The 19,309-nt window shown below is 65.9% G+C and carries 17 protein-coding genes; 12 read left to right on the forward strand and 5 right to left on the reverse strand.

Annotated features, from left to right (window positions below; all coding sequences use genetic code 11):
• Position 1: 1 nt before the first annotated feature.
• Together tamB and tamA are read right to left on the reverse strand one after the other, a co-directional pair.
• Complete coding sequence (tamB, locus tag CK627_RS18310; RefSeq protein ID WP_095593049.1) at positions 2-3,784, reverse strand: autotransporter assembly complex protein TamB; 3,783 nt, start codon at positions 3,782-3,784, stop codon at positions 2-4.
• Positions 3,785-3,863: 79 nt separating this feature from the next.
• A complete protein-coding gene (tamA, locus tag CK627_RS18315) occupies positions 3,864-5,639 on the reverse strand; it encodes an autotransporter assembly complex protein TamA (protein ID WP_017779264.1) in 1,776 nt (591 codons plus the stop codon).
• A gap of 579 nt (positions 5,640-6,218) precedes the next feature.
• Here tamA and CK627_RS18320 point away from each other — a divergent pair.
• Positions 6,219-6,593 carry a hypothetical protein gene (locus CK627_RS18320; RefSeq protein ID WP_017783883.1) on the forward strand — a complete coding sequence of 125 codons (375 nt, stop codon included), beginning with the start codon at positions 6,219-6,221 and terminating at the stop codon, positions 6,591-6,593.
• An 81-nt stretch (positions 6,594-6,674) separates the two neighbouring features.
• Entirely contained in the window at positions 6,675-6,953 is a 279-nt protein-coding gene (locus CK627_RS18325; RefSeq protein ID WP_010634465.1) for a peptidylprolyl isomerase, read from the forward strand.
• Between the two features lie 14 nt (positions 6,954-6,967).
• Here the strand turns inward: CK627_RS18325 and CK627_RS18330 are convergent, their stop codons facing one another.
• Positions 6,968-7,528 carry a peptide-methionine (S)-S-oxide reductase gene (locus CK627_RS18330; RefSeq protein WP_095593050.1) on the reverse strand — a complete coding sequence of 187 codons (561 nt, stop codon included), beginning with the start codon at positions 7,526-7,528 and terminating at the stop codon, positions 6,968-6,970.
• 51 nt (positions 7,529-7,579) lie between these two features.
• Here CK627_RS18330 and CK627_RS18335 point away from each other — a divergent pair, with 51 nt between their 5' ends.
• The 8 genes from CK627_RS18335 (at position 7,580) to mltB (ending at position 16,359) form a co-directional block, all read left to right on the forward strand.
• Positions 7,580-8,254, forward strand: coding sequence for a DUF1499 domain-containing protein (locus tag CK627_RS18335; protein ID WP_095593051.1), 675 nt, complete (start codon positions 7,580-7,582; stop codon positions 8,252-8,254).
• An 11-nt stretch (positions 8,255-8,265) separates the two neighbouring features.
• Positions 8,266-8,847 carry a carboxymuconolactone decarboxylase family protein gene (locus CK627_RS18340; RefSeq protein WP_095593052.1) on the forward strand — a complete coding sequence of 194 codons (582 nt, stop codon included), beginning with the start codon at positions 8,266-8,268 and terminating at the stop codon, positions 8,845-8,847.
• Entirely contained in the window at positions 8,847-11,015 is a 2,169-nt protein-coding gene (locus tag CK627_RS18345; RefSeq protein ID WP_095593053.1) for a dihydrolipoyl dehydrogenase family protein, read from the forward strand. Before CK627_RS18340 ends, CK627_RS18345 begins: the two co-directional genes overlap by 1 nt.
• A gap of 5 nt (positions 11,016-11,020) precedes the next feature.
• A complete protein-coding gene (locus tag CK627_RS18350) occupies positions 11,021-12,205 on the forward strand; it encodes an ABC transporter substrate-binding protein (protein WP_167385382.1) in 1,185 nt (394 codons plus the stop codon).
• Complete coding sequence (locus CK627_RS18355) at positions 12,205-13,875, forward strand: ABC transporter permease (protein ID WP_095593055.1); 1,671 nt, start codon at positions 12,205-12,207, stop codon at positions 13,873-13,875. Before CK627_RS18350 ends, CK627_RS18355 begins: the two co-directional genes overlap by 1 nt.
• Before the next feature lie 29 nt (positions 13,876-13,904).
• Positions 13,905-14,543 carry an ATP-binding cassette domain-containing protein gene (locus tag CK627_RS18360; protein ID WP_095593056.1) on the forward strand — a complete coding sequence of 213 codons (639 nt, stop codon included), beginning with the start codon at positions 13,905-13,907 and terminating at the stop codon, positions 14,541-14,543.
• Between the two features lie 14 nt (positions 14,544-14,557).
• Entirely contained in the window at positions 14,558-15,160 is a 603-nt protein-coding gene (locus CK627_RS18365; protein WP_042050743.1) for a CDP-alcohol phosphatidyltransferase family protein, read from the forward strand.
• A 95-nt stretch (positions 15,161-15,255) separates the two neighbouring features.
• Positions 15,256-16,359 (forward strand): lytic murein transglycosylase B, encoded by a 1,104-nt coding sequence (gene mltB / locus CK627_RS18370; RefSeq protein ID WP_095593057.1) that lies wholly within the window; start codon positions 15,256-15,258, stop codon positions 16,357-16,359.
• 77 nt (positions 16,360-16,436) lie between these two features.
• Here mltB and CK627_RS18375 read toward each other — a convergent pair whose 3' ends face one another.
• Positions 16,437-17,102 carry a peroxiredoxin-like family protein gene (locus tag CK627_RS18375; RefSeq protein WP_095593058.1) on the reverse strand — a complete coding sequence of 222 codons (666 nt, stop codon included), beginning with the start codon at positions 17,100-17,102 and terminating at the stop codon, positions 16,437-16,439.
• Positions 17,103-17,214: 112 nt separating this feature from the next.
• Between CK627_RS18375 and CK627_RS18380 the strand changes: the two genes are divergently transcribed.
• A complete protein-coding gene (locus tag CK627_RS18380; protein WP_017781822.1) occupies positions 17,215-17,805 on the forward strand; it encodes a TetR/AcrR family transcriptional regulator in 591 nt (196 codons plus the stop codon).
• A 24-nt stretch (positions 17,806-17,829) separates the two neighbouring features.
• Here the strand turns inward: CK627_RS18380 and CK627_RS18385 are convergent, their stop codons facing one another.
• On the reverse strand, positions 17,830-18,312 hold the full coding sequence (locus tag CK627_RS18385) for a MarR family winged helix-turn-helix transcriptional regulator (protein WP_095593059.1): 483 nt from the start codon (positions 18,310-18,312) through the stop codon (positions 17,830-17,832).
• Between the two features lie 96 nt (positions 18,313-18,408).
• On the opposite strand from CK627_RS18385, the gene CK627_RS18390 reads away from it, so the two are divergent.
• Positions 18,409-19,290 (forward strand): DMT family transporter, encoded by an 882-nt coding sequence (locus CK627_RS18390; protein WP_095593060.1) that lies wholly within the window; start codon positions 18,409-18,411, stop codon positions 19,288-19,290.
• The last annotated feature ends 19 nt before the right edge of the window (positions 19,291-19,309 follow it).

The following is a 19,309-nucleotide window of genomic DNA, read 5'->3' on the forward strand; positions in this document are numbered from 1 at the left end:
GTTACAGGGTGAAGCGATAGAAGATATCCACCGCCTGGGCCACCCCGCTCATGGCCTGCAGGTAGAGCCTTGGCATCAGCTCGTAGCGCAGCTTGAACTCGGCGATGGGGCTGAACACCCCGACCCCGTACTGGAACTGCAGTCCCGGCAGCAGGTAGGCCGACAGGGTCACCTGGGTGTTCTCACCACTGCCGGCGGTGTCGAGGGCCACATCGCTCATGCCGAGGGATTCCCCCAGACTGGAGACCACGCCGTTGGCCTGGCTGACTGCGCCCGCCACCAGCAGGCCGTTGAAACCGCCATCCTCGCCGCTGGTCTGCAGCCCCTTGCCGCGCAGCAAGTAGGAGAGCTGCTCGGACTGGGCCATCTGCGGCTCCGAGTAGACGGTGATCTTGGGCTTGCTGGCCGGCCCGGTCACCCGCACCCCCACCGTCACCTTGTCCTCTATGGTATCGGGATCCCGATACGCCTCTATGTTGAGGTAGGGCTGATCGAGGGGGCCGGAGAAGAGGATACGGCCATCCTTGATGATGAGGTTCTGGCCATAGGCCTTGAAGCGCCCATCGTTGAGCACCAGCTGACCATTGCCCGCCAGCGGCCGCGAGGGATCCTGGCGAATGTTGATGCCGCCCCCCACCTTGGTCTTGAGCCCCATCGCCTCCAGCCGCACGTCATCACCCAGCCGGATGGCCAGCTTGATCTCCATCGGCAGCGGCGCGGCCTTGGGCACTGGCGGCAGATCGTCGTAGACCACGGTCACGTCATCCGACACCGCCACCGCGCTCTCGGGCAGGCTCTTGACCAGGATCCGCGCCCAAGGAATGTCCACCTGACCGGTGATCCGGGTCTCCTCTCCCAGCGAGATGGCGATGTCCGGGGAGACTCGCACCCGGCCCATGCCAGGATACTGGGCTTCCAGCTCCTTGCCCTCGATGGTGAGGCTGCCGGTGACCGGCAGCTGCGCCCAGCTCAACCAGCCTCCCAGCGCCAGCGGGCCCTTGCCCACCAGCATGGTGCCGTCCAGCTCGGCCCGGTTGCCTTCAATCTTGAGGCGGGTCACCAGCTTGGAGAGGGTCACCATGTCGGAGTGGGTCTGTACTTCCCCATCCAGCAGATTGAGCTGACCAAACAGCAGCGGCGAGGCCAGGGTGCCATCGAAGCGGGCATCGGCCGAGATGACCCCCTGCAGTGAGCGCACCTCGGGGATGAGCGGGGCGAAGGTGGTCAGCTTGAGGTCGTCAAACTTGAGCTGACCGGAGAGATTGCCGCGACCGGACGGCTCCCGGATATAGAGCTTGGTGTCGATGTTGCCGATCTGCCCGGAGGCAAAGTCGAGCCGGATGGCCGCCTGCTGGCGCTCGAAGTCCACTCCGAGCTCGAGGCGCTGATAGTCGGTCTTGAGCTCGTCGGCCACGAAGGTACCCGGCGTGGTGCGCACGGTGGCGTGCAGGGTCGGCTGATTGCCGCGCCAGCTGGCCCGCCCGTCGGCGGAGAGCACCGCCTGCCAGCGGAAGTTGTCCGGCAGCCAGGGCCGCAGGCGCTTGAGATCGAACTGGTTGAGGGAAAACTCCAGGCTGCCCTGCTGGGCCGATACCTGACTGCCCTTGACGCAGAGGCTGGCCCCCTGGGAGCCGAGGCAGAGATCCCCCATGGTCAGCCGCTGCCGCGGCAGATCCACATCCAGACCCCAAGGTGCGCTCAGCTCCCAGCGCCGCAGCGGCGTCTTCAACTTGAGCTCGCCGAGGGCGCCGCGCCAGCGATCCCCGCGCAGGCCGCCGCTCAGCTTGAGGTTGGCCGCCACCGGGTCGCCCTTCATGGTGAGCGACAGGGCGTGCTGGTTGAGATCGCCGCTCAGGTTGAGCGCCAGCTGGCTGAGGCTGGTCGTCCCCTGCACCAGGCTGGCCACCGTCAGGGCCACTTCCCCTGCCGGCTTGTCGCCGACCAGGGCATTGCCCTTGATGGCGATCCCCTTCAGGTCGGTGCCGGCATAATAGAGACGGCTGGCAGCCAGATCTGTGGTAACCCGCGGCGCCTGCTGATTGCCGGTCAGGCGCACCTGCCCCTTGATGTCCCCTTTGAGCCCGGGGTAGAGCCCGGCCAGGTTGGGGGCATCGAGATCCGCATCCAGCTTCCACGCCTGCTGGCTCAGGCTGCCCTTGGCCTCCAGCTGGTTGGGGCCGCTTTGCAGCGCCAGCGCCGGGATGGTCCACTCCATCTTGTCGTTGCCGCTCGCGCTACCCTTGATGGCCAGCGGATACTGGTTGAGCTTGCCGTCCACCTTCAGCTCGGGCAGTTGCAGTTGCCAGTGGCCTGCCTCATCGAGCTCGAAACGGCTGGCAATCTTGCCCGCCAGCGCCCCCTTGAGCTCGGGCACCAGCTCGGCCGGGTTGATCCCCTTGAACTCCGTGGTGCCTTGCCAGCGTACCCCCTTGTCCCAGGCGAGCTTGCCGTCCAGTTTGAGCTCCCCCTTGAGGGCGTTGAGCAGCAGGTTTATCTGGTTCAGCTGCGTCAGATCCCCCTTGCCGGTCAGCGCCAGCTTGAAGGGGGGCACGTCCGTGCCCTTGCCGGCGGTATTCAAGGCAAACTGGTAGCCGGAGAGCTTGCCTTTGGCGCTCAGCGTGCCCTTCTCCAGCCGGTAGCTGGGCTCGTCTTTGGCAGGCTTGTGCAGCGGCCAACCCAGGCTCTTCCACTCCAGCCCAGCATCAAAGGGCAAGTCGGGGTCGAGGGCAGCCAGAGAGCCCTTGAGATTGGCGGCTACCGGCCCCTTGGCCTGCAGCGCCAGCGCTAGCTTGCCCACCGAACCGCCGAGGGTCAGGCTGGCCTGTTGCCCCTGCAGTTCGCCATCCAGCAGCCCCTTGCGGGCCTTGGCATCCAGGGTCAGGGCGAGCGGGTAATCCTCTTTGAGCTGGATCTTGCCCTTGAGCGCCAGATCCGCCATGGCGTGGCGCAGGGAGAGCTCGCGCAGCGCGATATCGCTTCCCTCGGCGCTGGCCGACAGCAGCAGCTTGTCGAGCCCTTCGATCAATTCACCTTGCTGATAGCGAAACGCCGTGACCTGCAAGCCTTCCAGCTGGATGGGGAACGGCAGCCGGATGGCGGGCAGCGCGATCGGCTCCGCCGGCTTGGACGGTTGCGCCTTGCCCGCATTTGCCGCTTTGTTCCCGTTGCCGGCAGCCTTGGCCACATTTTGCGGGTTGGGGGCCGCCTTGACGCCAGCCGGTTTGGCAGCCTCGGTGGCCTGCGTCTCGGCCAGGGTCACCTTGAGGCCATCCAGCACCGGCCCCTGCACGATCAGCCCCTTGCGGCTGAGGGTGGCGCCGATGTCGAGAGACTTGAGGCTCACTCCCACCCCGGGCACAGTCACATCGAGATCCGCCACCTTCAGGCTGTCGACCTGAATTTTCAGGGGCAGCGGATGCCAGACAAAGGGTTCTGACGGCTCTTCCGGGGCAGGCTCCGAGTCGGCCACCTTGACCACAGGGTGGGTGACGTTAAGGGATTTGATCCAGAGCTTGCCCTGCAGCAGCTTGCCCAGATCCCAGTCCAGCACGGCGCGATCTACAGTGACGTCCACCAGCTCGTCCTGCCAGCCGACCCCTTCCAGGGTCCAGCCGTAGCCGAGCTGGCCCGCCACCAGCTCCCCCTTGAGGGAGGGCAGGGCGGCCCTGGCCTGCTGCCACAGCCACTTGTTGCCCTGATGGGTGAAGCCCAGCAGGCTGACGCCGATAAGCAGCAGGAAGATGAGCCCCATCAGCCACAGAAAGATACGTTTTACCCAGATCACAGTGCAGACCCCCGCGAAAGATGCAGCCGCAGCGGCCGGTCAGAAGAACATAAGAGAAGAGAGGTGGAGCGCGGCCGGATCATAGTTCAGGCCCCAGCGCGAAGTGGAGCCGCAGCGGCTTCTCATCTTCGGAAATGCCCACCGCCAGATCGAGCCTGACCTGACCGATGGGGGTCACCCAACGCACACCGACCCCGGTGCCTATCTTCCAGGCCTCGCTGTAGTCGACCGTGGCGGTACCGCTGTCGACGAACAGGGCCCCCAGCCACTTGTCGCTGAAGCGGTAGTTGTACTCGGCACTGGCGACGCTCACGTAGCGGCCCCCCAGCAGCTTGCCGTCGCTGCCGCGCGGCGAGATGGTCTCGTAGCCGTAGCCCCGCACCGTCTGATCACCACCGGTAAAGAAGCGCAGGGAGGGCGGCACCAGCGAGAAGCTGTCCCCTATGATGGCCCCCTGTTCGGCCCGCAGCAGGAAGCGGTGATCCTCCCCCAAGGTGCGCAGCCACTTGCTGCGCCCCCACACCCGCACGAAGCTGATGTCGGAGCCCCAGTAGGGGTCGGAGAACTCCAGGGTGAGCTGCTGGCGATCGCCCCAGTCGGGCACCAGACCGCCGCGCACCCGCAGCCGCGACCAGGAGACGCCGGGGATCAACAGCAAGCTGTTGCCCTCGTCAGCGCCCTGGGTATAGACCTCGTTTTCCAGGCGGATGAACACGTCCCGGTCCCAACTCTCCGGCCGCCGCTTCCAGCGGTGCACGCTGAAGGTGGTCAGATCGGAGCGGGTATCGTTGTTGTCCTTGTACTGATAGCCGGCCTGCAACGAGTAGTAGTCCCGCAGCGGGTTGCCCACCGGGATCTGGTAGTCGAAGCTGAGCTCGGCCTCGGGCTGGGAGACCTTGGCGGTGGCGTTGAGCCGGTGACCGTAGCGGTTGACCCAGGGCTTCTCCCAGGTGGCACTCATGCGCGGCCCCACGTCGGTGGCATAGCCGATACCCGTTTCAATCTCGTGATCGACCCGGTTGGAGAGGGTCACCTGCACCGGCACCCGGTTATGCTCGGCCTGGCTGATGAGCGGCTTGATGTCCACCTGCTTGAACAGCTTGGTGGAGGAGACATCCTGCGACATCTCCGCCAGCCGGATCGCCAGATAGGGGTCGCCGCTCTTGATGTTGATGAGAGGGCGGATGAGACGCAGCGCCTCCGGCGTGGCGTCGTAGCGGATCTCGCCGAAGTGGTAACGCGGGCCGGAGCGAAACAGGATGTAGATCTCGGCGGTGCCCTGATCCGGAAACACCTTGACCTGGCTCTTGCTGATCTTGGCGTCGAAGTAGCCGCGGGCCAGCCCCAGGCTGCCCAGATCCGCCTTGATGGACTCGTATTTGCCGTGGTTGAGGGGATCCCCCTCTTTCAGGGGCAGCTTGTCCAACAGCTCGCTGTAGAGCTCGTCGCTGCCGGCATCCCCTTCCAGCAGGATGTCGAGGCGGGAGATGATGACCGGCTTGCCGGGATCCACCTCGATGATCACTTTAGCGGGGGTTTTCTTGTCCCGGCTCAGGGTGATCTTGGGCTGGTAGTAGCCATAGACCTGCAGCGCCTTTTGCACGCTCTCGGTGATCTTGGGGCGGGCCGGGCGGTACTGGCGCTCCTGATAGACCGGCAGGGCATTGAGGTAGGCTTCGACGTTGTCCTTGTTCTCCCCTTTCAACCCCTTGATTTGATAGGTGAGTTTGGCCGCCATGGCGGGCGTGACGAACAGCAGCAGACAGAGGCTCAGTCCCAGCGCGCGAAGCCCACGACGAAAAGCCCGTGCGGGCGGTGAGATCCCTGCAGGCAGGGGCGGATTGCATCCTGTCAAACGTCAATTTCCCCGAAGAACATGATTAAAATAATGCGATATTCAGAACGAATATGAGGCTCACTCGATCGCAAGCGCGCCTCATCCTAGCATATCCCCGGCTCGACATCAGAGCGGGTTGACCGCGAATTTCGCCATATTATTGAAGCCTTTGCCCGCGCGGGCCGCCTATTTTTCAGGCATTCCCCCGCAGACTTATGCCACTATGGGCCCAAAAGGGCAATCCATGACCCTCAGGGCCTGGCCAGATGGCCCCTGCCGGCCAATCCGGCCCGACGGCGCAATCTCCCCGATTTCCCGATGGGCGCGACACCAACTGTCGGCAACGGGTCAAGACAGCAGCAACGCCCTCTCCCCAAGCGGCACAGCCAGGCCCCTGGCCGACACTGGGCCGGCACTGGGCCGTCTCACTCGCGCCTCCGCGGGACTGTCGATTTTATCTTGCCGGATCAAACAGTTGCCGTCACGCAATCAAAGCCTCGTTCAACCCAATCGATTTATCCCGCTGCCCCCCTGCTCACTTCTCGCCCACACTGGAGCCATTGGATCAGACCCCTGCCCCACCAGAGGAGACACAGCATGCACGCACGCAGCGAACAGATGGCGGACTACATCGCCGATAGACTCGAATTCATCACCTTTCTCGCCTGTTGCAGCGCCCTGCTGGCCCTGCTGACCGGCATGAACGGCCAGCAGGCGCTGGCCTTCACCGCGCTGAACCTGCCGTTCGGGCTCGCCATCCTGCTGGGCATGGCCATGCTGGCACCGCTGCCGACCCACTGGCGCCTGCCGGGCATCACCCTGTTGCTGGCAGGCAGCGCCCTGGCAACCCTGCAGCTAGGGGGCAACTGGCTCAATCCGCTGGCCATCTGGAGCCTCTATGCCCTGCTTGGGCTGGAGATCCTCTGGCAGGCGCGGCCCAGAACCCGGCTCGGGGCCCGTGCCCGTAGCTGATATGCCGATGACGGCTGACGCGCGGCAGGAATTGGAGTACTCTTTGCGCCCCCGATTTGCCCGCTACCGAGGAGCACCCCGATGAAAAAAGCCTGTGCCCAGCACATCCTGGTCAAGACCGAGAAAGAGTGTCTGGAGATCAAGGAGAAGATTGCCAAGGGAGCCGACTTCGGCCAGATGGCCAAGCGCTTCTCTACCTGCCCCTCCGGCAAGCGCTTCGGCGATCTGGGGGAGTTTGCGAAAGGGGACATGGTCAAGTCGTTTGACGATGCCGTGTTCAAGGGCGAGCTGCTGACCGTGCTCGGCCCGGTGCGCACCAAGTTCGGCTTTCACCTTATCAAGGTGCTCTACCGCAACTGAGTTCAGGGCCCGGTTCAGGGTTCTGGGTTCAACTCCACCGGCCAGCCGCCACAGCGGCGGGCATAGAAGCCGAAACGCCAGGGGTGGCGCGCCGCCCAGTCCTCCATTTCGGGCGCCGGGGTGAACCGGCTCTGCGGCCAGAGTGCAACCCGGCTCGGCCGCCCGTGCAGGGCCTGCCAGCGTGTCAGGCTCACCTGGGCCAAGCGCCACTGATAGTCATCCTTTGGCAGCAGGGCCGGCGCAAATGCCAGCCCCCGGTTGCAATACTGGCCGTCGCCATCGTTCCCATCCACCAGCTGCCAGAAGACGTTGAGCAGATCCCCATACCCCACCTTGACCGGGTCATAGTCGATGCGCACCGCCTGGCGCCGCGGTGGCACTTCCCGCCAGCTCGACCCCGTCGCCACCCGCTGAATCACATAGCCCGGTTCCACCCGGCTGACCCCGGGCAGGGTCTCGTAAACGGCCTCGGCGCGCCACATGTCCCCCGCCGCCAGCACGGCGCTGTCCGCCCACAGCGGAACGCTTGGGAAAAGCAGCAGGATTGAGATAAATTTACTAACGTTATCAGTCAATTAAGTTTATCCTTCTGGGCACTTGTTCATCATAACCAGGGGATCCCCGTTATGCCCAGTTATTTGTGGTGGCCACTGCTGGCCTGGTTGCTGCCGCTCGCCGGCGCCCTCGGCAGCCGTGTTCACCTCTGGCCCTGGTGGCTGGGATTCGCCCTCTGCCTGCTCGGGGCGCTCGTCTCCCTCGCCTTGCTGGTTCGCCTGCCCTGGTGTCGCAACCGCTGTGCCAACGGCTGGGGCGCCGTCCCCCTGCTGTTGCCCCTGGCCTTCGTGGTGCAGGCGCTGCGCACGCCGCTGGTCAACGACGTGAGCACGGATCCTTACAACCCGCCCCAGCTGCTCTGGGCAGCCGAACTCAGAACGGCGCAGGATCTGCCCATTAATCCGGCCCCCTTGAAAGCATTTGAGGGGAAACCCGGTCCTCTCTTTACCAGCGCCCCCCCGGCTGAGGTGATCACCGAGGCCCACGCCCTGATGGAGCAGCTCGGCTGGCGGGTGCGACCAAGCCCACAAGGGCTCGAGGCTGTAGTCACCACCGGCTGGTTCGGTTTTCAGGATGACGTGGCGCTGCGGGTCTTTGCCGGGCCCAGCGAAACCCGCATCGACATGCGCTCCGCCTCCCGCCAGGGACGCAGCGACCTGGGCACCAACCGGGCCCGTATAGAGGAGTTTCTGATCCGCCTCAACGAGCGGCTGGGTCAGGCCTACAAACCCAATTTGAAGCAATAAGAAGGTCATCCATGCGCGTCGAGGTGAAAGCCGACCGGGAATATGCCTGGTTCATCCGCCCCTTTTTCTGGTTGCAAAAACGCAACTACGGCCAGGTGCTCATTCCGGGCAAGTGCTGGGGCCGCTCGCCGCGCCTGTTTGCCGCCGTCGCCACCCTCTATGGCGTCATCAACCGCAAGCGCTCCCCCATCGACCCCGTGCTGCGCTCCCTGGTGACGGTGCGGGTCTCCCAGCTCAACTGGTGCCGCTTTTGCGTCGACATCAACGCCATGACACTGATCAAACGGGCGGGCTCCAGCGAGAAGGTGGAGGCGCTCGCCAACTGGCGCGAAAGCCCGCTGTTCGATGAGCGTGAGCGGGCCGTGCTCGACTACACAGAGGCGATGACGGGCCTCGATGGGGTCAGCGACGAGCAGGCCGCCCGCCTCAAGCTCTGGTTCGATGACGACGCCATGGTGGAGCTGACCGGCCTCATCGCCTTCCAGAACATGTCGGCCAAGTTCAACGCCGCCCTCGATATCGCCCCGCAGGGCTTCTGCCAGCTGCCGGTGCAACCCGAGCGGCCAGCCCAGCCGAACAGCAAGGACGCCTGATGAGAGGCTCCCGCCTGCTGCTGGTGCTGGTCATGGGCTGCCTCATCGGCGCCTTCTTCGCCTTCGACCTGGGCCACTACCTGAGCCTGCCCCAGCTGCAGGCCCGTCAGGCCGAGCTGGCCGCCCTGGTCGAGCGCCATTTTGGCGCCGCCGCCCTGCTGTTCGTCGCCGTCTACGTGGTGAGCACCGCCCTCTCCCTGCCCGGCGCCAGCCTGCTCACCCTGGCCGGCAGCGCCGTGTTTGGCGTTGCCTGGGGGCTCTTGCTGGTCTCCTTTGCCAGCAGCATTGGCGCGACCCTGGCCTTTCTCAGCGCCCGCTTTCTGCTGCGCGACTGGGTCGAGCGGCGCTTTGGCGACAAGCTGGCCAGCTTGCAGGCCGGCATGAAAAAAGAGGGAGCGCTTTATCTGCTGAGCCTGCGCCTCATCCCCATCTTCCCCTTCTTTCTGGTCAACCTGCTGATGGGGCTTACTCCCATCAGAGTCAGCACCTACTACTGGGTGAGCCAGCTCGGCATGCTGCCCGGCACCTTCGTCTACGTGCTGGCGGGCAGCGAGCTTGCCAACCTCACCAGTACCGGCAATATCCTCTCCCCTGGCCTGATGGTGGCGCTGACCCTGCTCGGGCTGATGCCGATGCTGCTCAAGGGCCTGCAGCGGCGCCTCGCCCTGCATCGGTTGCACGCCCCCTACCGCAAGCCAACACGCTATGACTACAACCTGCTGGTGATTGGCGCCGGGGCCGGCGGCCTCGTGACCAGCTATATCGCCGCGGCGGTGAAGGCCAAGGTGGCGCTCATCGAGAAGCACAAGATGGGAGGCGATTGCCTCAACAGCGGCTGCGTCCCCTCCAAGGCGCTGATCCGAAGCGCCCGCTTTGCCGCCGAACAGCGCCGGGCCAGTGAACTGGGCTTTGGCCCAAGCCAGACCAGCGCCGATTTCGCCGCCGTGATGGAGCGAGTCGCCCGCGTCATCAAGGAGGTCGAGCCCCACGACTCGGTGGCGCGCTATCAGGGGCTGGGGGTGGAGTGTATCGAAGGGGAGGCAAAGCTTGTCTCCCCCTGGCAGGTGGAGGTGAACGGCCAGCGCCTTGCCAGCCGCCATATCGTGCTCGCCACCGGCGCTCGGCCGTTGGTGCCCGAGCTGCCGGGGCTGGATCAGGTGCCTTGGCTCACCTCCGACACCCTCTGGCAACTGCGCAGCGCGCCACGCCAGCTGCTGGTGCTGGGCGGCGGCCCCATCGGCTGCGAGCTGGCCCAGAGTTTTGCCCTGCTTGGGGTGCCCGTTACTTTGGTAGAGCTCTCGGATCAGCTGCTGCCCCGCGAAGAGCGGGAGGTGGCCGAGCTGCTGGTGGAACAGCTGGCCCGCGACGGCGTGCGGGTGCTCACCGGCTGGCGCGCCGAGCGAGCCGACTATCTGCCTGCGGCCGAAGGGGATCTCCCCATCCGGCTGCAACTGCGCCGAGGCGAAGAAATGCAGGTGGTGGAAGGGGATCAGCTGCTGCTGGCGCTAGGCCGGGTCGCCAACGTCAGCGGCTTCGGGCTCGAAGCGCTGGGAGTGGAGCTGGCACCGCGCGGCACAGTGGCGGTCGATGGTTTCCTTGCCACCAACTACCCCAGCATTCTGGCGGTGGGGGACGTAGCGGGCCCTTACCAGCTCACCCATGCCGCCGCCCATCAGGGCTGGTATGCCGCAATCAACGCCCTGTTCAGCCCGTTCAAGCGCTTTCGGGCCGACTATCGGGTCATGCCAGCCGCCATCTACACCACCCCAGAAATCGCCCGGGTCGGCCTCAACCAGAAAGAGGCCAGGGCGCAGGGCATCCCCTTCGAGCTGACCCGCTTCGAGCTGGCCGAACTGGACAGGGCCATCGCCGACGGCGAGCGTCAGGGCTTTATCGAGGTGCTCACCGTACCCGGCAAGGATCAGATCCTGGGTGCCACCCTGGTGGGCACTCACGCCGGCGAGCGGATCGCCGAGTTCGTGCTCGCCATGCGCCACCGCCTCGGACTTGGCAAGATCCTCGCCACCGTTCACGCCTACCCCACCCTGATGGAGGGGAACAAGTATCTGGCGGGCGAGTGGCGACGGGCCCGTCAGCCCGCCACCCTGCTGGCGCTGCTGACCCGTTATCACCGCTGGCGCCGCGGCGCCAGACCCAACTCCAGGTAACCCGGATGCGACACTCATTGCCCTCGTTCACACAGCTGCTGCGCGCCCTGCCCCTGCTGGCAGGCAGCCTCCTCTTCACTCAGGCCAACGCCGCCGACAACCCGCAGTGGCAGCAGACCCTCGAGGAGGCCAAGGGGCAGACCGTCTACTTCAACGCCTGGGGCGGCAGCCCGGAGATCAACGCCTATCTGGTGTGGGCCGGCCAGGAGCTGGCACGCGAATACCAGGTCAAGCTGGTGCAGGTGAAAGTGGACGACATCGCCCAGAGCGTGAGCCAGCTGCTGGCCAACAAGCAGGCCGGCAAGCGCAGTGGTGGCCCCATCGACCTGCTCTGGGTCAACGGCGAGAACTTCAAGGCGCTCAAGGAGCAGGGGCTGCTCGGCGCCCCCTTTACCCGGGAGCTGCCCAACATGGCGCTGGTCGACGGCACCCTGCCGGTGAGTGAGGACTTCACCGTACCGGTGGAGGGGCTGGAAGCGCCCTGGGGTATCGGCCAGCTCAACCTGATGGTCAACGGCGAAGAGGTCATACAGCTGCCCACCTCGGCGGCGGCCCTGCTCGCCTGGACCAAGGCCCACCCCGGCCGCTTCACCTATCCCAAGCCGCCCCAGTTTCACGGCTCCAGCTTCCTCAAGCAGATCTTGCTGGAGCTGACTCCGGATCCCTCCCCCCTCTATCGGGAGGCGACCGATGCCGATTTTGCCAAAGTTACCGCCCCGCTCTGGGCCTGGCTGGACGAGCTGCACCCGACGCTCTGGCGCAAGGGCAAGCTGTTCCCCACCAGCGCCGCCGAAACCCGCCAGCTGCTCGATGACGGCGAGCTGGCGATGGCCATCAGCTTCAACCCGCAGGAGGCGCAGAGCGCTGTGCAAAATGGCACCCTTCCCCCCAACGTGGTGGCGGTGGCCATGGCGAAAGGGGCGCTGACCAACAGCCATTTCCTCGCCATCCCCTTCAACGCCAACGCCCGTGCCGGTGCCAAGGTGGTGGCCAACTTCCTGCTGAGCCCCGCCGCCCAGGAGCGCAAGGCCGAGCCCGCCTTCTGGGGCGATCCCAGCGTGCTGCGCGCCGATGCCCTGCCCGCCACCCAGCAGCAGGCGCCGGCACTGCGCTTCAAATCGGTGGCAGAACCCCATCCCAGCTGGCAGCTCAGGCTCGAAGCGGCCTGGGCCGAGCGTTACGGCCACTGATGAGCCGCTTTGGCAGCTCTGCATCCGCTTGGCGCCCCCTGTTTACGGCGGGGTGCGCCCTGGTTTTTGGCCTCCCGCTGCTGGTGGGGGGCTGGCAACTGCTGGCCGAGGGGCTGAGTCTGGCCCACCTGCAGCGGCTGCTGGCCCAGCCGGGCATTTGGCACTCGGCGCTGCTGAGCCTGTGGATTGGCGCCGCCTCGACCCTGGCCAGCCTGCTGCTGACCGCAATGCTGTTGGCCCACAGCGACAGCCGGGCCGTCGGCTGGCTGCGTCGGCTGCTCTCGCCCTTGCTGGCGCTGCCCCACGTCGCCTTTGCCATCGGCTTTGCCTTTCTGCTCGCCCCCTCCGGCTGGTTGCTGCGCCTGCTCTCGCCGACCCTCACCGGATTCGAGCTGCCCCCCGACTGGCAGACCCTGCGCGATCCCGCCTGGCTCGGGCTCATCCTCGCCTTGACCCTCAAGGAGACCCCCTTTCTGCTGCTGATGGCGCTCGGTGCACAAGACCCCGCCAGGGTGGTGCGTCAGCAGTGGCTGGGGGCCAGCCTTGGCTTCAGCGCCCCCCAGATCTGGTGGCGCCTGCTGCTGCCGGCGCTGTGGCCTGCCCTGCGTCTGCCCCTCTACGCGGTGGCCGCCTACGGGGTAGCCGTAGTGGATCTGGCCCAGCTGCTCGGGCCCGATGCCCCTGCCCCGCTGGCTGTCCGGCTGTGGCTCTGGTATCAGGACCCGGACCTTGCCTGGCGCGGCGCCACCGCCAGCGGCGCCCTGCTGCTGCTCGCCATCACGGCGCTGCTGCTGGCCCTGTTGCGCCTGCTCGAGCTGGCCCATCGAACCCTTGGCAAACCCGGCTGGCTCGATGGCAGACGAGCCAGCACAAGCGCTCTTGGCCGCACCCTTGCCACCGGCAGCGTGGTGACCCTGATCGCCATCAATCTGGCGGTGCTGGGGGCGCTGCTGCTCTGGTCACTGACCCGGCGCTGGCCCTTTCCCGCCCTCTGGCCGAGCCAGTGGAGCGGCCGCCATTGGCTCGAACTGCTGCCGACCCTGTCGCCGCTGCTGACCACCAGCATGCTGCTGGCATTGGCGAGCGGGGCGATAGCGCTGGTGATGGCGGTACTGAGCCTGGAGGCGCAGGCGGGCCGCCGCCCCTGGCCGCTCTGGCTCATCTGCCTGCCGCTGCTGCTGCCGCAGGCCAGCCTGCTGTTCGGCATTCGGCTCGGGGTGGACTGGTTCAGCCTCGGGTGGGGGGGTGATGGCATCGGCTGGGGCTGGGTGCTCTGGAGCCAGCTGCTGTTTGTCTTTCCCTACGTTTACTTGTGCCTGCAGGGCCCCTATCGCCAGTTCGACCCACGGATCACCCAGAGCGCCCTGCTGCTCGGGGCAACCCCGTGGCGAGCCTGGTGGCAGGTGAAAGGGCCGCTGCTGGCCCGGCCGCTGCTGTTTGCCTTCGGCGTCGGAGCGGCGGTAAGTCTGGCCCAATACCTGCCGACCCTGCTGTTTGGGGCAGGCCGGGTGGTCACCATCACCACCGAGGCGGTGGCCATCGGCAGCGGCCTCAACCGGCGGCTGGCGGGCCTCTACGGCCTGTTGCAACTCTTGTTGCCGCTCGTTATTTATCTGCTGGCGCTCTGGCTGCCGGCCCGACTCAATCCGGCGCTCAAGGGCGCCCGCTGACGATGAACTCTCATGATGGAGATAGCCATATGCTGAGCACCACGCCTCTTCGCCTCTATCTGGAGGAAAACCTGCTGCTCTCGCTGCCCGCCCTGCAGGTGGCGCCGGGCGAGGTGTTGACCCTGATGGGGCCCAGTGGCTGTGGCAAGAGCTCGCTGTTGGCAGGGCTGGCGGGGGTATTGCCGGCCAGCGGCCCCATCCGGCTGGCGGGGGACGTGACCCTGGGCGTGCGCCGGCTCACCCAGCTGCCGCCCCAGGCGCGGCGCATCGGCATGCTGTTTCAGGATGATCTGCTGTTCGACCACCTGACGGTGGCGGAGAACCTGATGTTCGGCATGCCGGCCAGCGTGAAGGGCCACGGAGCGCGGCGGGAAAAGGCGGTGGCCGCACTGGCGCAGGTGGATCTGACAAATCAGGCGGACAAGCTGCCGGGGGCGCTCTCCGGCGGCCAGAAGGCTCGCGTCAGCCTGCTGCGGGCGCTGCTGGCCGAGCCCGAAGCATTGTTGTTGGACGAGCCCTTCTCCCGCCTCGACAAGCCGCTGCGGGCCGCCTTTCGCACGCTGGTATTCGCCCAGATCAAGGCGCTGGCCATCCCCGCCATTCTGGTGACCCACGACGAAGATGACGCGCCGGGCACCATAATCCAGCTCACCGAATCCCGTTTTTGACCGAGGAGTTCACCTTGTTTGACCGCCACCTGATCCCCGTTATCCGCAGCCCCCTCGCCCGGCTCGCCAGACCGCTCTGTCGCGCCGGGATCAGCGCCAACCAGGTCAGCCTCACCGGCTTTGCCATCGGCATGCTGGCGCTGCCGCTGCTGGCCTTTGGCTGCTATCAGTGGGCGCTGGCGGCCATCCTGCTCAACCGGCTGCTGGACGGGCTCGACGGCGCAGTGGCGCGGGAGACCGGCATCACCGACTGCGGCGGTTTTCTCGACATCACGCTCGACTTCATCTTCTACGCCGCCGTGGTGCTGGGCTTTGCCCTCGCCACCCCCGCCAATGCGCTGCCCGCCGCCACCCTGCTGTTTGCCTTCATGGGCACCGGATCGAGCTTTCTGGCGTTTGCCATCATGGCGGGCAAGCGGGGCATCGACAATCCGGTCTACCATCACAAGTCCCTCTACTATCTGGGTGGCCTCACCGAGGGGAGCGAGACCATAACCCTGTTCGTGCTGATGTGCCTGTGGCCTGCCGCCTTCGCCCCGCTCGCCTACGGCTTTGCCCTGCTCTGCGCCATCACCACCCTGACCCGGCTCTGGAGTGGTTACCACACCCTGCGTTGAGGCAGGACGGCGGGAGGAGGCCGCTACGGAACACTTGCGCATGGACGACAATGTTTTACCATGGCGACACTCTTTTTCAGGCTCATGAGAACCTTATGCGTCGCCTTGTCTCCGTGCTCACCCTCTCCCTGTTTCCCATGCTCTATGGCTGCAGCAGCACGCCAGCTGCCAAGCCCGTGGTCAAGCCCCAGCCCAACAGCGCCTTCATCAACCAGACGCCGCCGAGCAAACCCTTCTACGGGCAGGTGAGCCAGCCGGGAGTCAGCAAGGGGGACTTCGCCAATCGCGCCAACGTAGACAACTTCGTGCAGCGGATGGTGCAAAAGCACGGCTTCGACGGCGCCGAGCTGCACCGGGTGCTGGCCCAGGCCGAGCGCTATGACTGGATCATCCGCCTGATGGATGCCCAGGCCCCCACCACCACGCCACCCACCGGCCCGACCGGCGCCTGGAATCGCTACCGCGCCAAGTTCATCACCCCGGACAACGTACAGAACGGCGTCAGCTTCTGGCGTGAGTACGAGAGCGAGCTCAACCGCGCCCAGCAGGTCTATGGGGTGCCGCCGGAGATCATCGTCGGCATCATAGGCGTGGAGACCCGCTGGGGCCGGGTGATGGGCAAGACCCGCATCCTGGATGCACTGGCGACCCTGGCGTTCGACTACCCGCGCCGGGCCGAGTTCTTCACCAGCGAGCTGGAATCCTTCCTGGTGATGACCCGCGACGAGGGGATGGATCCCACCGAACCCAAGGGCTCCTACGCCGGCGCCATGGGCTACGGCCAGTTCATGCCCTCCAGCTTCCAGCGCTACGCGGTGGACTTCAACGGCAACGGCCACACCAACCTGTGGGATCCGGTGGATGCCATCGGCAGCGTGGCCAACTACTTCAAGGCCCACGGCTGGGAGAAGGGACAACCGGTGGCGGTGCGCGGTCAGGGCCAGCTGCCCGGCTACGAGCACGGCTTCCAGACCCGCTACCCGGTCGCCTCCCTGCGCCGCGCCGGGCTGACTCCCACCAGCACCCTCGGCAACCACAGCGAGGCGAGCCTGCTGCGTCTGGACGTGGGCACCGGCTATCAGTACTGGTACGGCTTGCCCAACTTCTACACCATCACCCGCTACAACCACAGCACCCACTACGCCATGGCGGTGTGGCAGCTGGGGCTGGCGGTCAAGGATGCCCGCGGCGGTTTCTGATCCGGCCGGATAAAAAAGGCAGCCCTCGGGGCCGCCTCGCCAACCATCCACACTGCGCCTCCGGGCGCAGTGTGCGTTTACAGCGCCCCAGCCTTCGCCAGACGATCCAGCTCGGCAAGCAGGGCGGCCGGCTCGACCCGACGGGTGTAATCGGCGTTGATGAAGTGGTAGAGCACGGTGCGGTCCTGGCCGATGATGTAACTGGCCGGCACCGGCAGGGTGAAGCTCTCGTCGCCGTTGCTCGCCGGGATGTCGATGCCAAAGCCGGCATAGATGGGCCTGAGCGCCTCCGGCAGTTCGAACACCAGTCCCAGTGCTGCCGAGACCCGGTTGCCCTCGTCGCTCAGCACGGTGATCGCCAGCCCGTTGGCGGTGAGGGTATCCTGCGCCGAACTGGGGGTTTCCGGCGTCATGCCGATGAGGTTCACGCCGCGCTCGCGCAGCGCCGGCAACACGGCGTTGAGCGCCTGCATCTCCATGTTGCAGTAGGGGCACCAGCCACCGCGATAGACGTTGAGCAGCACAGGCCCCTCCGCCAGATAGTGGGAGAGCGGGCGCACCACCCCGTGCTGATCCGGCAGGGCGAAGTCGGGCATCCGCTCTCCGCGCCCCAGCGCAGCCTGCTCCAACCCGCTTGACTGCAGGTTGCGGGTCGCCTCCTCCATCAGGGCCAGTACCGGGGCCGGTACCTGACGCTGCTTCTGCTCATCGTACGCTTTGATTTTTTGCTCGAGTGTGTGCATCATGACCATCCTTTTTGTAGTGGTCGCTACAATATCAAGCGGACCACACCCCATGGTCAAGTTGTTTTTTAGCGATCACTCCAAAATGGAGTTGCACAAGGCAGGACTCGAGATGGCAAGACCCGCATCATTTGACAGAGAACAGGTACTGGAAATCGCCCTCAACGCCTTCTGGGATACCGGCTTCAGCAACACCGGCATTGCCGCGCTGGTCGAACGGATGGGACTCAAACCCAGCAGCCTGTACGGCGCCTTCAGCTCCAAGGAGGGGTTGTTCATGGAGGTGCTGCAGCGCTATTCGGCGCAGAGCCTGGCGCAGATCGAGCAGATCCTGGGTTCGGCAGCCTCCCCCCTGGCGGGCGTGCAGGCCCTGCTCGATGCAGTGGCCCGGGATGCCATCGCCAGCGAGGCGCACCGTGGCTGCCTGCTGGTCAACACCTTGCTGGAGATCGGCCGCCACCACCCGCTCATTCAGGAGACCGCCAGCAGCCACCTCGCCGAGGTCGAGCTGCGGGTCAGTGCAGCCCTGCGCCAGGCGCAGGCGGCAGGGGAGCTGGCCGCAGGGCGCGACGTCGACGCCACCGCCGCCTTGCTGATGACCATGGTGTGGGGATTGCGCGTGCTGGGCCGCACCCATCCGCCCGCCGCCAAGGTGAACGCCGTGCTGGCCCAGATGCAGGCCATCCTGTCTGCGGAGGCATGACGACCGCTCACCAGGCTCTGGGGGTCACTCGTTTTCCAGCAGCCAGCGCTTGAGCAAGGCGGCCAGCTGCTCCTGCTCGGCCAGGCTCAATGGCGCCAGCAGACGCCGCTCGTTGGCCACGTGCCGCTCCACCGCCCGGTCAACCAACTCCCGGCCCGCGTCGGTCAGGCAGACCAGCAGGCTGCGCCGATCGCTCGGGGCGGCCTGACGTTCCACCAAGCCTCGCTCTGCCAGTTTGTCGAGGCGGGCGGTCATGGCCCCCGAGCTCAACATGGCAGATTGATAGAGCACGGTCGGGGTGAGCGGTTCGCCGGCCCGGCGCAAGGTCGCCAGAATGTCGAAGTCGCTGCCGAGCAGGCCGCACTCCTTGAGCTCCTCGCTCACCTCCCGTCCGGCGATCGCCGCCATTCGCGCCACCCGTCCCAGCACGCCCATGGGAGAGCAGTCGAGATCCGGTCGCTGCCGGGCCCACTGGGCCAGTAGCAGGTCTACATGATCTGATTCCATCTTCGGCCACTTATCTTTTTATTGAGATACTTGATGGTAAACTAATTTGAGGCTAACTTATCTTTACTTAAAGATACTTCATGAAGAGACAAATACATGCCCATGCTGATCGCCCTGCTGGCCCCTTTGCTCTGGGGCAGCACCTATGCCGTCGTCAGCCTCTATCTGACCGACTACTCCCCCTACTGGGTGGCGGTGTGGCGGGCGTTGCCGGCCGGCCTGCTACTGCTGTTGCTGCACCCGCGCCTGCCCCCCCTGTCCTGGGGCAAGCAGTGCCTGCTGGCGTTTTGCAACATCGCTGCGTTTTTTGCCCTGCTGTTCGTGGCCGCCTTCCGGCTGCCCGGGGCCGTAGCGGGCACCCTGGGTGCCACCCTGCCGCTGATCCTGATGTTGCTGGCCTGGTTGCAGGATAGTGTCAGACCGTCCCTGAAATGGCTGTTGCTGGGCCTGATGGGACTGGGCGGGGTCTTGCTGCTGCTCAACCCTTCCGCCAATCTGGATCCTGTCGGCGTGACCTGCGCTCTGCTGGCCACACTGCTCATCGGCCAGTCCAGCCGCTGGATGCGCCACTGGCCGGTGAGCGATCTGCTGGCGCTGACCGCCTGGCAACTGCTGCTGGGCGGCCTGATGCTGATCCCGCTCGCCTGGTGGCTGGCCGGCCCCATGCCGCTGCCGCAGCCGGCAAGCGCCCCCGGCCTGCTCTGGCTGATCCTGCTCAACACGGCTCTGGCCTACTGGGCCTGGCTGTGGGGGCTCAAGCGCCACGGCCCGGAGGTGATGGGCATGCTGGCCCTCACCAACCCCATGGTGGCGGTCTCCTGCGGGGTGCTGATGGTGGGCGAGACGCTGGATGCTCGCCAATGGCTCGGCATCGGGGTGATCCTGGCCTCACTGTTTCTGATGAAGCTGCCAGCCCGCCCCTTCTTCAAGCGCTGGCAGGCCCGCCGGGCGTGCACAGGCCAGTGCGGCAAGCCGTGAGCCGGCTCAAGGACAATAC

The organism is Aeromonas dhakensis (assembly GCF_002285935.1).
Taxonomy (GTDB): domain Bacteria; phylum Pseudomonadota; class Gammaproteobacteria; order Enterobacterales; family Aeromonadaceae; genus Aeromonas; species Aeromonas dhakensis.

Bases quoted from the DNA above. Each gene is read 5' to 3' on its own strand.
- CK627_RS18360 (WP_095593056.1), top strand. From the start codon at position 13,905: ATGCTGAGCACCACGCCTCTTCGCCTCTATCTGGAGGAAAACCTGCTG.
- CK627_RS18375 (WP_095593058.1), bottom strand. From the start codon at position 17,102: ATGCACACACTCGAGCAAAAAATCAAAGCGTACGATGAGCAGAAGCAG.
- CK627_RS18320 (WP_017783883.1), top strand. From the start codon at position 6,219: ATGCACGCACGCAGCGAACAGATGGCGGACTACATCGCCGATAGACTC.
- CK627_RS18325 (WP_010634465.1), top strand. From the start codon at position 6,675: ATGAAAAAAGCCTGTGCCCAGCACATCCTGGTCAAGACCGAGAAAGAG.
- CK627_RS18385 (WP_095593059.1), bottom strand. From the start codon at position 18,312: ATGGAATCAGATCATGTAGACCTGCTACTGGCCCAGTGGGCCCGGCAG.
- CK627_RS18355 (WP_095593055.1), top strand. From the start codon at position 12,205: ATGAGCCGCTTTGGCAGCTCTGCATCCGCTTGGCGCCCCCTGTTTACG.
- CK627_RS18350 (WP_167385382.1), top strand. From the start codon at position 11,021: ATGCGACACTCATTGCCCTCGTTCACACAGCTGCTGCGCGCCCTGCCC.
- CK627_RS18335 (WP_095593051.1), top strand. From the start codon at position 7,580: ATGCCCAGTTATTTGTGGTGGCCACTGCTGGCCTGGTTGCTGCCGCTC.
- CK627_RS18380 (WP_017781822.1), top strand. From the start codon at position 17,215: ATGGCAAGACCCGCATCATTTGACAGAGAACAGGTACTGGAAATCGCC.
- CK627_RS18345 (WP_095593053.1), top strand. From the start codon at position 8,847: ATGAGAGGCTCCCGCCTGCTGCTGGTGCTGGTCATGGGCTGCCTCATC.
- mltB (WP_095593057.1), top strand. From the start codon at position 15,256: ATGCGTCGCCTTGTCTCCGTGCTCACCCTCTCCCTGTTTCCCATGCTC.
- CK627_RS18390 (WP_095593060.1), top strand. From the start codon at position 18,409: ATGCCCATGCTGATCGCCCTGCTGGCCCCTTTGCTCTGGGGCAGCACC.
- CK627_RS18340 (WP_095593052.1), top strand. From the start codon at position 8,266: ATGCGCGTCGAGGTGAAAGCCGACCGGGAATATGCCTGGTTCATCCGC.